Below are 14,346 nucleotides of genomic sequence, written 5' to 3'. Positions count from 1 at the left end.
ATCAAGCGATAAACGTCAAAAAATTGACTTAGATCAGTCAATCCAGATACAGGATGCCATCCGGCCTGTTTGGCCATCACGACGATAGGAATAAAAACGCTGTGAGTCGGTGTAAGTGCAAAAACCGCCACCGTAAACTTGTGAGACTCCGGCAGCATTCAAACGCAAACGCGCCAGTTGATATAAATCAGCCAGCCATTTACCTGTTTTATTCGGAACAGCCATAAAAGCTGCGTCAGCTTTGGCATCTTTTGCCATAAAAGCCAGCCGTACTTCATCCCCCACTTCAAAAGCTGTGGGGCCAATAGCTGGGCCTAGCCAAGCCATCACCTGACTAGGATCAGTAAACTGTGTCAGGGTTTGTTCCAGCACGCCATCGACTAAACCACGCCAGCCAGCATGAGCTGCAGCCACCTGAGTACCAGCTGCATCACAAAACAACACCGGCAGGCAATCAGCGGTAAGAACCACTGACACCACACCTTTGGTTTTGGTCGTACTGGCATCGGCTGTAAAAGGACCCACTGAAAAATCAGTCTGTTCCAATAGGACGCACTCTTTACCGTGCACTTGATTGAGCCATAAAGGTTCAGCAGGCATCCCCGCCTGTTGTTTGAAAAGCTGACGATTCTGCGCCACAGCTTCAGGTCTGTCATTGACATGACTGCCCAAATTCAACCCGTCGTAAGGTGGCAAGGACACACCACCTTCCCGAGTACTAACTGCAGTTTTTACATGCAAAGGCGCAGGCCAGTCAGCTTTGAACATCAGGCGAAATCCAGACCGTGAATGTCAGTGTCTTCACGTAAGGCCTGAGTCAGCTCTACCATATCGTCAGGAATTGGCGCATGCCATTCCATAATTTCACTGGTAATAGGGTGAGCTAAACGCAGCATAGCTGCATGCAGCGCCTGACGTTTAAAGGCACGTAATACAGTTAACAGCGCTTCATCCGCTTTACGCGGAGGGCGTGGACGGCCTGCGTACACAGGATCACCCACCAGCGGATAGTTAATGTAGGTCATATGCACACGAATTTGGTGAGTACGGCCAGATTCCAGACGTAAACGCAAACGGGTATGAGCACGGAACTTTTCCATCACACGGTAGTGAGTGACGGCAGGGCGACCTGAACTGGTCACCGCCATATGAGTACGTTTGGTGGGGTGACGGCCTATAGGCTCATCCACTGTACCGCCCGCTGTCATAGTGCCGTGGCAAATCGCTTCGTATTCACGGGTAATTTCCCGCTCCTGCATAGCTTCTACCAAATGGGTCTGAGCAGGGATAGTTTTGGCTATCACCATTAAACCTGTGGTGTCTTTGTCCAGACGATGCACTATACCGGCCCTTGGCACTTCAGCAATAGAAGGACAGTGGTGTAATAAGGCATTTAACAAAGTACCGTCGGCATTACCCGCACCAGGATGCACCACTAAACCCGCAGGTTTATTGATCACCATAATATGTTCGTCTTCGTAAACAATATTCAGGTCTATAGGCTCAGCTTCAAAGCGTTCATCATCCGGTAACTCGGCCTGGATCAACACAGACTCCCCGCCCAGTAACTTTTCTCTGGGGGTGTTACAGAGCTGGCCATTGATTTGAACCCAATCGGCTAAGATCCACTCTTTTATTCTGGAACGCGAATAGTCCGGGAACATTTCGGCCAATACCTGATCTAAGCGTTTACCAAATAGATGGTCAGGTACAATTTCTGCAAGTTTTATCTGTTTTGTCATGTCGGAACCAGTTATCCTGTGTGCATACCCGAACTGTCTGGGTTAGAATCGGGCCATAAAAGGTTATTTTAACGGTTTTACTCCAGACTAAATAGCCAATAGGTTTAAGTAGTAGCGGATTTTTAAATGAAAGTGAATTTTTTAGCCATAATCGCCCTAGCTTTAACACTAACCGCCTGTGCGGGGAACAAAAAAGCCGAAGAAGAACTGGTCAATACCAACCAGTCTGCTCAGCAAATGTATGAAGAAGCCAAAAATGTGCTGGATTCAGGTCTGTATAACAGAGCTATTGAGCTGTTAAGAGGCATGGAAAGCCGTTATCCATTTGGTCCTTTGTCCCGTCAGGTGCAATTGGATCTGATCTACGCTTATTACCAAAGCGGTGATACCACTCAGTCTTTAGCCAGCATAGACCGTTTTATTCGTCTGAACCCAAACCACCCGGATTTAGACTACGCCTACTACATGCGTGGTTTAAATAACGTTAAAGCTGACGAAAACTCTTTTCAGGAATTTGTTGGTATAGACCGTGCCGACCGAGATATGTCCAGCACCAAACAAGGTTTTGATGACTTTAAAATACTGGTCAGCACTTATCCAAATAGTAAATACGCCGATGACGCCAGAAAGCGTATGTTCGCCATTAAAGAAAGACTGGTACGTTACGAATTACTGGTTGCTGATTATTACGTCCGTCGTGGCGCTCATTTAGCGGCAGCCAACCGTTGTAAATACATTGTCGAGTATTACCGTGATTCGCCTCAGGTAGAGCAAGCCTTGGTTATTATGGTCGAAAGCTATGACAAATTAGGTTTAGTGAAATTACGTGATGATGCCAAAGCTGTGTTATTACTGAATTTTCCTAACGCTCTGAATTAATATCCTAGTCGTACTATGACTTAGGGTATAAAAACAGAAATAAAAAAACGGCTTTTAGGCCGTTTTTTTATTTCTGCTTATGCTTAACTTTGCATTTACAACGCATCCAAAGCTTCTGATAACTTACTGACTGCTACTACTGTCATACCTGGTATCGCTTCTTTAGGCGCATTGGCCACTGGCACTATGGCACGTTTAAAGCCATGTTTTGCTGCTTCTTTTAAACGTTCCTGACCACTGGGTACAGGCCTAATCTCACCGGACAACCCCACTTCACCAAAAACCACCAGCTCATTGGGCAAGGCTTTATTTTTAAAGCTCGACACAAGCGCCAGCAAAGTAGCTAAGTCAGCGCTGGTTTCATTCACCTTCACGCCCCCCACCACATTGACGAATACATCCTGATCGGCCATTTGAATACCAGCATGACGGTGCAATACTGCGAGCAACATCGAAATACGGTTTTGTTCCATGCCCAAAGTAACCCGGCGTGGATTATTTAATGGCGAATAATCTACGAGCCCCTGAATTTCAACCAGCAAAGGTCGGGTCCCTTCCCATAACACCATCACAATAGAGCCTGGCGTATCTTCTTTGCCACGGCTTAAAAATATAGCGGAAGGGTTTTTCACTTCCCGCATACCCTGGCCTGTCATCGCAAAAACGCCCAGCTCATTGACAGCACCAAAACGGTTTTTATTGCCGCGTAAAGTGCGGAATCTGTTGTCGGTGTCCCCATCCAGTAAAATAGAACAGTCGATGCAGTGCTCCAGTACCTTAGGACCAGCCAGAGAACCATCTTTAGTGACGTGACCGACCATAATCACAGCCACATTATGTTGTTTAGCAAAACGGGTTAAATAAGCCGCACTTTCCCGTACCTGAGATACGCTGCCTGGAGCAGACTGAATATCCGACATCTGCATCACCTGAATCGAGTCGATGACCATAATGCGCGGTTTTTCTTGCTGTGCCAGCTGGCAAATAGTTTCAACATTGGTTTCAGCCAGCATCATTAAATTTTGTGTCGGTAAGCCCAATCTGTTGGCTCGCAATGCCACTTGTTGCAGCGATTCCTCACCTGTGACATACAAAGCTTTGTCTGTTACTGCCAGTCCACACATAATTTGCAGCAGCAAGGTACTTTTACCTGCGCCCGGACTACCGCCAATCAATATCGCTGAACCCGGCACTATACCGCCGCCCAACACCCGGTCAAATTCAGCAAAACCAGAACTAAAACGTGGCACGTCCTGCAAGTCAACCTGATCCAACCGAATCACTTTAGCGGCGGTGGCTCCGGCATAACCGTCAAAACGTTGTTGTTTTGTTACACTGGGCAAACGTACTTCGCTGATACTATTCCAGGTACCACACTCAGTACACTGGCCCTGCCAGCGCACAAAGTCAGCGCCACAGTCATTACAGACGTACGCGCTCTTAGTTTTAGCCATTTTTTATCTCTTCTTATTAAAAGGCACGATTATTGCTTTTACATCGTACTGGTTTTACTCTAACCCAAATTATTCATACAGGGCTTGCCACTCCCCTGTCAGTGTTTAAGCGAGCATGACAACAAACGACTTACAAGCTTATAGCAGCGTCCTGGAACGTCTGAAACCCCTTATCAACACTCAATTGTTTGATGAGGAGTTTCGGCTATTGACCGGCGACTTAGCCAAATCGCAGCAATTTCTGATCAAAATGGAATTAAAGCGTCTGGCGCAGCCATGCACCTATTATATCGATTTACGTGGCAGGGTCGACGGCGAAGTTCGCCCTTTTGAGCATAAAGGCCAAACCCATTATCTGGATGAACTTGCGATCCAAACCTTTGAGAAAGGGCTGAAGCAATACGGCCAATACACTATTGGCATTTTTGAAGACGTTACCAATACCAATAACAACTTCAGAGTGCGGCATCAGCAAGAAACCAATAAAAGGCTGCAGGACGTATTATCAGGAGAAGTTTCTGACACCAGAGACTTAGCCGCTATTCCTTCAGATCTGGATGCTACGGCCAATGACTACAAAGCAGCTCAACTGATCCGCTTTGCCGGTTACAGCGTGCGCCGTGAAGAGCGAATGAATTTCTCTATCGATATTGAAGTGGTATTGCAGGATGAAGAACGTTTTCCTGCAACCACCAGTGACCTATCCGTATCCGGCTGTAAAATCAAAATCCCGCTGGCAATAGAAATGACAGCCGGGCAAAAAGTTGCCATATTTTTCCGCGGCTTAGAGCAGGAGTTTGCCCTTGGTATCAATAACGGCATCCCTTATCAGGTAATTGATGTTGAACCTGCCGACAAAAGTTATTACGTGCGGTTAAAACGCTTGCCTTTAGCTGATGAAAAAGGCTTTTCAGATTTCCTGCAAAATTTTATTCATGGCAATAAAAGACGCTACAAAGTGAATCTGGATAACACCTACGAAGCGGTGTTTATCAAAGGTTATGAGCAATTTTATTTACCCCGCATCAGCTCTCTACCGGTATTTCTGGCGGTTAACGACGGCAAGGCCTCACCCGCCTGTGTATTAACCACTGAAAACAACAGGCACCTGATGCACTATTTTCAGGATGAACGTCAGCAGAATGTTTTGCCACAACTGTTGCACGTGCGACGGTTAAAACAATGTCTGGCTAAAGAGGCCAATGAAAATAGCACCGTACTTTATACCTTTACCCATGCGGCCAAAGGCCGATTGTTTTTTTATTCGGCTACGACAGAAGAATTACTGCAACACCCTGAACTGAAAGCCGTATTCTTCGGTTTTGGTGCAGCCAAACCCAGCTTCCGCGCATTCCGTATGTCGGTGTTACGCACTGTACCTGCTCATGCCCATATTCCGCTGTCATTACCCGCTACTGCGGATCAGGAAGTACAAAAGCTGAATCAACCACCAACACCTTTGATCGCAAATTTCATTCGCAACTTGCGCTATATAGTGGCGCTGACCGATATCAGCACGGCCCAAAGCAGCAGTCTGTATAAAGCCATGACCTACGACGCGGCTTTGTTGAATCAGTTGAAAGTGTTTGGACATGCCAAACTTGAACAGATCCCGCCTATTGAAAGTGCTTCAGTGCAGTATGTTAATTTACGTTCTGAAAGTCGGTTTTTATATAAAACCACAGTACTGCTGGAAAGGGATAAAGGCGGCGATATTCAGTCCTTTAGCCGCGATTTCTCCAGTAAGGGCATTCAACTGGAATGTGCCGAACCTGTCAGTTTTTCAAAAGGCGATACAGTACAAATCAGCTTGCCTGAATTGCAAAAGATCACCACTAAGCATCAGCTCTCAGGCCTGCCTTATGAAGTAATGGCGGTCAGTAAAAACAAACTGATTATGAATATGAGAGTGATAGATCCAACCAACGATCATCCAGGCAAAATATTCTTTCAGCAGCTCATTAATAACAACAGAAGCAAACTGACGATGGCCGAGGAGACACCTAAGTTTCCGGGCCTGGGCCCTGCCTTGCGTAATATGTACGTTAAAGCTTTGGACACCTTCGCCTTTTATGTGCATCGTCAGGGCGTCCGTTACAATCTGGACGTAGTAGCACTGGGTGCTAAACCCAGTGCATTGCACAAGTTACTGGCTCAGTTCAGTGAAGAAGCTGATTCTATAACTATGTTGCCACTACTGAAAAACAATGCCACCAATTTGCAGTTTGCCAATCAGCTGAAAAAAATGAAGCGCCAGGAGATCCCCTTTAGCTACGAAGTCTTTTTGCGTTTTACGCCGGATCAGGACAATACAGAACATAGCTTTGAAACAAAGTTTGATTTTGATTTCCAGCTCCATAGTGCGAAAAAAGCTTTTGTCGATGATGTGGTCAGTACCGATCTGCTGTTTGCTTTTAAGATCTTTTTATCCCGCACAGGCCGGCCTGATACAGAACATATTGCCAAAGAGCTGGGTTATGTCAGCACTTACGCCATTCATAAAGCGAAAGTACTCGAAGAAGAACTTTGGAGTGTGGTGGGCGTAGGTGATGTCGTAGATATCACAGATGAAGTTTTACTGCGTTTTAACTTAAGCAACGAACAAATAGCAGAGCAACAGCACAAACGGCTGGCTTTATTGGCCAGTCTCAAACAACCTGTTTAAATTCGGCCTGCTAAATCCGTTTCAGCCACAACAGCAGTTCGGAAAAATGATCTGAACTGGCACCGGGGTGAGTCAGCATGGAAATATGATCATAATCATGCTGATGACCCTGCGCTTTGCCGAGCAAGCTATAACGCCCTGAGTTTAACCCTGTTTCTGCCAGAAAAGCCTGCACATCTTGCGGATGTCCTAACAGCTGATCGTTAATAGCGGCAAAATGCCAGCTGACCGGCCAGTTCACATCAGTGCAAGCCGCGGCATAATCAAAACCATCAGTTGGATCAACAAAAGCCTGACCACGGATCCAACCAATGGTATCCAGCAAATACTGCGCAGGTTCGTTGTCTGCGCCAAAACGCCATTGTTTGGCCGGTAAATAGCCATAAAAACGACAAAGCAGCGGCGAAAGCCTGTTCCAGACCAAATCAATATGCAGCCGTTTTTTAAAACCACCTACGCTAATCACTCGTTTGGTACCAAAAGTGATGATGGCTTTGACCTTCAGCAGCAGCTCTGGAAAACGCGCTAAACTTGCCGCCAACACCACACCAGCCCAGGAATGTGCCATCACCACAGCGGGCTGCTGATGCTGCTCGTACAGATGATGAATTAAAGCTGGAATGTCCTGGCAAATCAGTTGCTGCTGACTGTGATTAAAACGCCTGCTGGCTTGAGGATTGGATAAACCACGACCTGCGAAATCAGCACAAGTGACAGCAAAACCACGATCGGCCAGAAAGCAGCCCAAACCCCGGCCTTTTTCATTGTAAAAAATCCGGCTGTTTTCAATAGCGCCATGCAGCATCAGCACTGGATAAGCTGACTCTGCCTGATCCGGTGTCAACTGCCGCAAATGCAGCTGATAATCAGCGACCGTCAGCCATTCTGAGCTTTGCTGGTGTTGCATCAGCTCTCCAGTAAATACAGCAACTGCAATAACGAACCTTGCCGTATCGCCGCTTTGGCCTGAGCCTGTACCTTGGGTTTGGCATGAAAAGCTACACCAAGGGCTGCGACAGCCAGCATAGGTAAATCGTTGGCGCCATCCCCAATAGCCACTGTCTGGCTGGTTGGGATCTGGTATTGACTGGCAATCTGCTGCACCACATCGGCTTTGGTCTGAGCGTCAACTACAGCCCCCAACACCTGGCCAGTCAGCTTGCCATCAACAATCTCCAGCTGATTGGCATAAGTAGCCGTCAGTTGTAAACGCTGCTTTAAGGCTTCAGTAAAATAAGTAAAGCCACCGGATGCGATCACCACTTGCCATTGATGTTGCTGTAAGAATGCCACTAAGGCTTCTAACCCCGGCATCAGCGGCACAGCATCCAGCACTTGCTTCAGCACTGTATCAGGGGCATCTTTTAAGGTGGCGACACGTTGACGTAAGCTTTGGGCAAAATCCAGTTCACCGTTCATCGCTCGGGCAGTCACAGCAGCGACCTGCTCACCAACACCGGCCAATTTGGCGATTTCATCAATACATTCAATCTGAATAGCAGTGGAATCCATATCCATCACCAGCACGCCAGGTTGCTGTAAAAACACCGGCGCTGGCAGATAGACCAATTCAGCAGCCCAGGGCTCACTCAACTGGCGTAAGGCCTGAATTTGCGCTGTGCTTAAGGCGAAAGGTAAATCGATACGCACCGCCAAAGCTAAATCGGCGTGAGGACGATACAAACTTAAGGAATAAGCCGCATCAGCAGGCAATAACTGCAACACAGCAAATAGCTGCTGTAACGTGAAACTTCCGGAAAAAATCCTCAGGCTGGCGGTACTTTGCCCTGTAACTAATCCAGACCAGAATTCTGGCGTACAGACCGAACCAGCTGCCTCACGTTCGCTTTGATAAAAGCCGGAGGCATGCATTTGTACTGCGCCTTTTATTGCGCCTTGTGTTTCGCCTTGCGCCGTCAGCCACTGAATTAAACTGTTGTCAGCAAAGGAGTTTGGGTCAATCTTATAATAAAAGCTCAAAGGGCCACCTGTACTTCATTCTGTTGCCGTGGCATTCTACCGACATTTTTAAGCCATTGTCAGTGTAAAAATCAGGCAAATTAATGCAATTAAGCGGATATCAGCACAACAAAAATTCAAAATACTTCAGGTTGGCCCAGCTGTTGCTGGCATTGCTGGGTATTTGGGTGCTCTCACAATGGTGGTGGAACAGTAACCAGCAAGGTGAACTTTTGTTCCAGCAACAAAGTGCCGAACTGATGCGTTCGACTCTGGTGGCTTTGTCTCATACCGCAGCTTATCTCATAAACAACGACCAATTGGAAAGCTTAAACCAACTGACTACCAATATTGCCGCTACACCTTATCTGCAGGATGTAGTGGTGTATGACGCCAACGGCGTGAAGTTATCTGCTTCACAAGGTACTGCCGCAGCTCAGTTGTTGTATGCACCTCAACATGAACAAGCTTTGCTTGCTATGGTGCAGGAAATTACGCAGGACGATCGGGTCATTGGTTATATCAAAATCAGTATGAAACTTGATGCCAGCTTGTTGCCTGTGACTCAAGCCTGGCAGCAGTTGATGCGACAAGTATTCTGGATGTTATTACTCGCTGGGGTAGTGGCTTTTATGCTGCGCGGCACCTGGAGCAAAATTGTGCATCAATGGCAAAAATGGCGTCGCAATAAACAAGCGGATGCGGCGAATTTGCTTTAGGTTGGGAACAACTGAACCGTAGTGTTAAACAGTATTTGTGCTATCGGCTGCTGATCTTCGCCTCTTAACCCCGCCAGCTCTTTCAGCACCAAAGGCAACTGGGCTGGTGTATTGATTTGCCCCTGAAAACCATGCAGCGGCATCGAAGGGGAATCGGTTTCCAGCACTAAAGCATCGAGCGGAAACTGTTTTACTGCCTTGCGGGTTTTCTCAGCGCGCTCATAAGTAATAGTACCGCCAATCCCAAGCTTAAAACCCATATCTATAAAAGCTTTGCCCTGGGCAAAGCTGCCCGAAAACGCATGCAAAATGCCGCCTTGACTAAACTGCTGTTGTTTAATGACCTGCAGTAATTCATTCTGTGATTTGCGATGGTGCAAAACCACAGGCTTTTTCAGTTGGCCTGCCAGCTGCAACTGAAGCTCAAAACACTGCCGTTGCAAAGCGAAACTTTGTTCATCCAACGCAAAATCCAGCCCTATCTCACCTATGGCGTTTACTTCGGGTAAAGCCGCTAAAGCCTCAAGTCCGGATAAAGCCTCTAGCTCCGATTGGCTGGCCCACCAGGGATGTACACCCAAAGCAATGTAAAAACCATAACGTTGTTTTAATGCCAGCAAAGGCAACCAGGCTGAAGATTGCACTGCAGGCACTAAAAAGCCTTCAACGCCCACAGCTTTGGCGTTCGCCAGATGCAACTCTAGTTGTGGCAACAACTCTGGCAAATCCAGATGGCAGTGGCTATCAAATAATACAGGCCGCGTATCGGCGGCCTGTAAAGGAGGGACTATGGACATAAACGCTCTATGGCCCAGCTGCTGTCTGCTTGCTGCTTATACATAAAGCGGTCATGCAGCCTGTGCTCACCGCCTTGCCAGAACTCAATCTGATGGGGTTTGACTAAAAAGCCGCCCCAAAAGGAAGGAACCGGCACTTCGCCTTGCTCAAATTTATGTTTAATTTCAGCAAACTTTTGCATCAACACCTGACGGGTTGACACAGGACGGCTTTGCTCTGAAGCCCATGCCGCCAGCTGGCTCTCTTTAGGCCTGGACAAGAAGTAACTCATCACCTGGCTGGTCGGAACCCGCTCAGCAGTGCCATAAACAATGACCTGACGCTCCAGCGGATGCCATGGGAAATGCAGACAGACTTTAGGGTTATGTTCCAACTCAGAAGCCTTACGGCTACCTAAGTTGGTGTAAAACACGAACCCCTTGCTGCTGACATCTTTAAGCAACACCAGACGTTGTGATGGCTGACCTGACGCATCCACTGTGGCCACACACATAGCTGTTGGATCGGGTAATTCAGCAGCTACCGCATCTTTCAGCCAGGCTTCAAACTGCAGAAAAGGATCGGCATTGAGCTTATCCAGATCCAGTTTGTCCATGCTGTAACTGCGGCGAATATCAGCAATTTTCATCAGTTTGTCCTTTCAGATCAAGACGCGACTGGGGCAAAGCGGATTACATCCGCTCCATTACCTCAATACCTAATAAGTCTAAGCCTTGTTTTAAAGTACGGGCCACCAAAATACTCAGCATTAAACGGCTGTTTTTTAAATCTGGTTCAATGCCTTCTTTTAAAATAGGGCAAGCTTCGTAGAAACTCATAAACTGGCTGGATAACTCGTATAAGTAGTTACAAAGCAAGTTAGGCACCGCATCTTTCATCACGGCCTGTAGCGTTTCTTCTAAACGTAACAGTTTGACGGCTAACTGTTTTTCCTGCTCTTCCAGAAGTTGCAGCGGAGCCACAAAGCTCTCATCGATACCAGCGCGGCGCAAAATACCGCTGACACGAGTATAAGCGTATTGCAGATAAGGGGCTGTGGCACCATCAAAACTTAACATGGCATCCCAGCTAAACACATAATCGCTGGTGCGGTTTTTCGATAAGTCAGCAAACTTCACTGCACCTATACCTACTTTACGCGCCACTTCAGCCATTTCTTCGGTGCTTAAGTCTGATGATTTTTGCTCTACCACTGCTTGAGCACGCACTACGGCTTCTTCTAACAACTCAGCCAGTTTAACAGTGCCACCGGTACGTGTTTTAAACGGCTTACCGTCTTCACCCATCATGGTGCCAAAGGGGCAGTGATCATAAGCGACATGATCTTTTAATAAACCAGCTTTGCGGGCCACTAATTCCACTTGTTTAAAGTGCAGCGCCTGACGGGCGTCGGTAAAAATCACGATGCGATCCGCAGCTAAATCAACACTACGGTACTGGCAAGCCGCTAAATCTGTAGTGGCATAGAGGAAACCACCACCGGTTTTTTGCACAATAAAAGGCGAAGGATTGCCTTCTTTATCCGCCAGCTCCTGTAAAAACACCACTAAAGCGCCTTCACTTTCCACAGCTAAACCCTGCTGTTTTAAGCTATCCACTATAGGCTGCAGCATAGAGTTATAGGCACTTTCAGGCTTGATATGCTCATGGCCTAACGTGACTTTTAAGGTTTTATACACCTCATCGCTGTGCTTAATAGAAGTGTCGATAAACAGCTGCCATAACTTCTGGCAGTGGGCGTCGCCACTTTGTAGTTTCACTACATAGTCACGCGACTTATCGGCAAAACCTGCTTCATCGTCAAAACGTTTTTTCGCTTCGCGGTAGAAGTCTTCCAGATCGGCTAAAGCTACTTGCTCTAAGTCTATACCAGCTGCCAGCTTGTCTTCCAGATGCGCAATCAACATACCAAACTGCGTACCCCAGTCGCCCATATGGTTCTGACGAATGACGTTGTCACCCCAGAACTCAAGACAGCGCACCACGGCGTCGCCAATAATGGTGGAGCGCAAATGGCCAACGTGCATCTCTTTAGCCAGGTTAGGCGCTGAGTAATCGACGACTACAGTTTGCGGGGCTGGATTAGCGCTTAAAGTTAAACGTGGGTTTTGTGAAGCTCCAACTAACTGCGCTGCTAACCAGTCTTTACGTAAAGTGACGTTAATAAAACCTGGGCCAGCAATCTCCACTTTTTCAGCCATATCGGCTAAATCCAGTTGTTGCACCAGCTGCTGCGCCAAAGCGCGGGGATTGGTTTTTAATAACTTGGCAGCCGCCATAGCACCGTTGATCTGGTAGTCACCAAATTCAACTTTAGTGCTGATGGTCACAGCTGTATTGGTATCGGCAGGCAAACCTAAAGCCAGCATAGCGGCCTGAGTTTTTGCGGATAATAATTCTTTGATATTCATAACAAACCTTTGCTCGAGCCTGAATTAATGTTCACGGGTCTTATGGAATTTGATCTTCGGATAACGCTCTATCGACAAGTTCAGGTTGACCATAGTAGGAGCCAGATAGGTCAGATTATCGCCACCGTCGAGCGCCAGGTTCATGCTGGCTTTGCTCTTTAATTCAGTCATGGCTTTGTGATCGTCGCTATAAACCCAACGCGCAGTCGTCACGTTGACGCTTTCGTAAATCGCATCGACGCTGTATTCAGATTTTAAGCGATGCACCACCACGTCAAACTGCAACACACCCACTGCGCCTACAATCAAATCGTTGTTATCCAGCGGACGGAATACCTGCACAGCGCCCTCTTCTGACAACTGTACTAAACCTTTGAGCAGCTGCTTTTGTTTTAGTGGATCACGCAAACGAATACGGCGGAATAATTCAGGCGCAAAGTTTGGAATACCTGTGAAGTTAAACTTCTCACCTGATGTGAAGGTATCACCAATCTGAATAGTGCCGTGGTTATGTAAACCTATGATATCGCCTGGGAAAGCTTGTTCGACGTGTTCACGATCGCCCGCTAAAAAAGTTAAAGCCTGTGGCACCAGCATATCTTTGCCAATACGCACATGGTGCATTTTCATGCCCTTTTCATATTTACCTGAACAGATGCGCAAAAAGGCCACGCGGTCACGGTGTTTCGGGTCCATATTAGCCTGAATTTTAAAAACAAAACCGGTAAAGGCTGGCTCTGATGGCTCAACAACACGGCTGGTGGTGGCACGGTGTTGTGGTGCAGGCGCCCATTCGGTTAAACCATCCAGCATATGATCGACACCAAAGTTACCTAAGGCTGTACCAAAAAACACCGGGGTGAGTTCACCTTTGCGGAACAGTTCTAAGTCAAACTCATGGCTTGCGCCTTTGACCAGTTCCATTTCTTCGCGCAACTGACCGGCGTAATAACCCACTCTTTTATCCAGTTCAGGATTGTTGATGCCTTTAATCACATCCAGTTCCTGAATGGTATGGCCCATACCTGACTTGTATAAAATAATTTCGTCACGGTAAATGTGATAGACACCTTTAAACTCTTTACCCGAGGCGATTGGCCAGGTGATAGGAGCACAGGCGATTTTTAATACGCTTTCTACTTCATCTAATAAATCAACAGGATCACGAATATCCCGGTCCATTTTGTTCATAAAAGTGATGATAGGCGTGTCACGTAAACGGGTGACTTCCATCAGCTTAATGGTCCGGTCTTCAACACCTTTAGCGCCGTCGATGACCATTAAGCAGGAGTCTACCGCCGTTAAAGTACGGTAGGTATCTTCCGAGAAGTCTTCGTGACCTGGAGTATCCAGCAGGTTGACTAAACAATCCGCATAAGGGAACTGCATCACAGAAGTCGTGACCGAGATGCCCCGCTCTTTCTCCATTTCCATCCAGTCGGAGGTGGCGTATTGGCCAGACTTTTTACCTTTGACCGTACCTGCTTTTTGGATCAACTGTCCAAACAACAACACTTTTTCAGTGATAGTGGTTTTACCGGCATCCGGGTGAGAGATGATCGCAAAAGTGCGGCGTTTGTTAATTTCTTCTAAAAACAGTTCGGTAGTCATGCCATCCAACTTGATCAATAAACGAAGCCCACAACATAGCCAAGAAGCAGAGTGGGCTTGGGTTACTTGGGTATAAAGGGAAATTTCGCGCGATTATAGCAGCAAGCA

12 protein-coding genes are annotated in these 14,346 nt (G+C 47.1%); 3 read left to right on the top strand and 9 right to left on the bottom strand.

What is annotated here, in order from left to right; all coding sequences use genetic code 11:
• Window positions 1-33: 33 nt before the first annotated feature.
• Entirely contained in the window at window positions 34-768 is a 735-nt protein-coding gene (gene pgeF, locus P3C17_RS02920; RefSeq protein WP_300928018.1) for a peptidoglycan editing factor PgeF, read from the bottom strand.
• Window positions 768-1,742, bottom strand: coding sequence for a 23S rRNA pseudouridine(1911/1915/1917) synthase RluD (gene rluD, locus P3C17_RS02915; RefSeq protein ID WP_233007883.1), 975 nt, complete (start codon window positions 1,740-1,742; stop codon window positions 768-770). The genes pgeF and rluD overlap by 1 nt, the downstream gene beginning before the upstream one ends.
• A gap of 126 nt (window positions 1,743-1,868) precedes the next feature.
• Between rluD and P3C17_RS02910 the strand changes: the two genes are divergently transcribed.
• Complete coding sequence (locus tag P3C17_RS02910; RefSeq protein WP_233078666.1) at window positions 1,869-2,621, top strand: outer membrane protein assembly factor BamD; 753 nt, start codon at window positions 1,869-1,871, stop codon at window positions 2,619-2,621.
• A 95-nt stretch (window positions 2,622-2,716) separates the two neighbouring features.
• Here the strand turns inward: P3C17_RS02910 and radA are convergent, their stop codons facing one another.
• A complete protein-coding gene (radA, locus tag P3C17_RS02905; protein ID WP_008898065.1) occupies window positions 2,717-4,075 on the bottom strand; it encodes a DNA repair protein RadA in 1,359 nt (452 codons plus the stop codon).
• Window positions 4,076-4,190: 115 nt separating this feature from the next.
• Here radA and P3C17_RS02900 point away from each other — a divergent pair, with 115 nt between their 5' ends.
• Entirely contained in the window at window positions 4,191-6,740 is a 2,550-nt protein-coding gene (locus tag P3C17_RS02900) for a PilZ domain-containing protein (RefSeq protein ID WP_300928017.1), read from the top strand.
• Window positions 6,741-6,750: 10 nt separating this feature from the next.
• On the opposite strand, the gene P3C17_RS02895 is transcribed toward P3C17_RS02900, so the two are convergent.
• Together P3C17_RS02895 and serB are read right to left on the bottom strand one after the other, a co-directional pair.
• A complete protein-coding gene (locus P3C17_RS02895) occupies window positions 6,751-7,647 on the bottom strand; it encodes an alpha/beta fold hydrolase (RefSeq protein WP_300928016.1) in 897 nt (298 codons plus the stop codon).
• The gene (gene serB, locus P3C17_RS02890; RefSeq protein WP_300928015.1) at window positions 7,647-8,720 is read right to left on the bottom strand and encodes a phosphoserine phosphatase SerB; all 1,074 of its coding nucleotides are present in this window, start codon (window positions 8,718-8,720) and stop codon (window positions 7,647-7,649) included. The genes P3C17_RS02895 and serB overlap by 1 nt, the downstream gene beginning before the upstream one ends.
• A gap of 83 nt (window positions 8,721-8,803) precedes the next feature.
• Here serB and P3C17_RS02885 point away from each other — a divergent pair, with 83 nt between their 5' ends.
• A complete protein-coding gene (locus P3C17_RS02885; protein ID WP_300928014.1) occupies window positions 8,804-9,418 on the top strand; it encodes a hypothetical protein in 615 nt (204 codons plus the stop codon).
• Here P3C17_RS02885 and P3C17_RS02880 read toward each other — a convergent pair.
• The 4 genes from P3C17_RS02880 to prfC are packed head-to-tail and all read right to left on the bottom strand — an operon-like array spanning window position 9,415 to window position 14,238.
• A complete protein-coding gene (locus P3C17_RS02880; protein ID WP_300928013.1) occupies window positions 9,415-10,215 on the bottom strand; it encodes a TatD family hydrolase in 801 nt (266 codons plus the stop codon). The two genes, P3C17_RS02885 and P3C17_RS02880, sit on opposite strands and share 4 nt — an antisense overlap.
• Complete coding sequence (gene pdxH / locus P3C17_RS02875; protein WP_300928012.1) at window positions 10,206-10,844, bottom strand: pyridoxamine 5'-phosphate oxidase; 639 nt, start codon at window positions 10,842-10,844, stop codon at window positions 10,206-10,208. Before pdxH ends, P3C17_RS02880 begins: the two co-directional genes overlap by 10 nt.
• Before the next feature lie 43 nt (window positions 10,845-10,887).
• Window positions 10,888-12,627: an arginine--tRNA ligase gene (gene argS / locus P3C17_RS02870; RefSeq protein WP_300928011.1), complete on the bottom strand. Its 1,740-nt coding sequence runs from the start codon at window positions 12,625-12,627 to the stop codon at window positions 10,888-10,890.
• 24 nt (window positions 12,628-12,651) lie between these two features.
• Window positions 12,652-14,238, bottom strand: a complete 1,587-nt coding sequence (prfC, locus tag P3C17_RS02865; RefSeq protein WP_300928010.1) for a peptide chain release factor 3 — start codon at window positions 14,236-14,238, stop codon at window positions 12,652-12,654.
• Between the last annotated feature and the right edge of the window lie 108 nt (window positions 14,239-14,346).

The sequence above is a fragment of the Rheinheimera sp. 1928-s genome (assembly GCF_029269265.1).
Taxonomy (GTDB): Bacteria; Pseudomonadota; Gammaproteobacteria; order Enterobacterales; family Alteromonadaceae; genus Pararheinheimera.
This window is presented reverse-complemented; position numbering and strand designations above follow the sequence as displayed.

Excerpts from the sequence above, each read along its gene's own strand:
- pgeF (WP_300928018.1), bottom strand. The coding sequence starts at position 768 with ATGTTCAAAGCTGACTGGCCTGCGCCTTTGCATGTAAAAACTGCAGTT.
- rluD (WP_233007883.1), bottom strand. The coding sequence starts at position 1,742 with ATGACAAAACAGATAAAACTTGCAGAAATTGTACCTGACCATCTATTT.
- P3C17_RS02910 (WP_233078666.1), top strand. The coding sequence starts at position 1,869 with ATGAAAGTGAATTTTTTAGCCATAATCGCCCTAGCTTTAACACTAACC.
- radA (WP_008898065.1), bottom strand. The coding sequence starts at position 4,075 with ATGGCTAAAACTAAGAGCGCGTACGTCTGTAATGACTGTGGCGCTGAC.
- P3C17_RS02900 (WP_300928017.1), top strand. The coding sequence starts at position 4,191 with ATGACAACAAACGACTTACAAGCTTATAGCAGCGTCCTGGAACGTCTG.
- P3C17_RS02895 (WP_300928016.1), bottom strand. The coding sequence starts at position 7,647 with ATGCAACACCAGCAAAGCTCAGAATGGCTGACGGTCGCTGATTATCAG.
- P3C17_RS02885 (WP_300928014.1), top strand. The coding sequence starts at position 8,804 with ATGCAATTAAGCGGATATCAGCACAACAAAAATTCAAAATACTTCAGG.
- P3C17_RS02880 (WP_300928013.1), bottom strand. The coding sequence starts at position 10,215 with ATGTCCATAGTCCCTCCTTTACAGGCCGCCGATACGCGGCCTGTATTA.
- pdxH (WP_300928012.1), bottom strand. The coding sequence starts at position 10,844 with ATGAAAATTGCTGATATTCGCCGCAGTTACAGCATGGACAAACTGGAT.
- argS (WP_300928011.1), bottom strand. The coding sequence starts at position 12,627 with ATGAATATCAAAGAATTATTATCCGCAAAAACTCAGGCCGCTATGCTG.
- prfC (WP_300928010.1), bottom strand. The coding sequence starts at position 14,238 with ATGACTACCGAACTGTTTTTAGAAGAAATTAACAAACGCCGCACTTTT.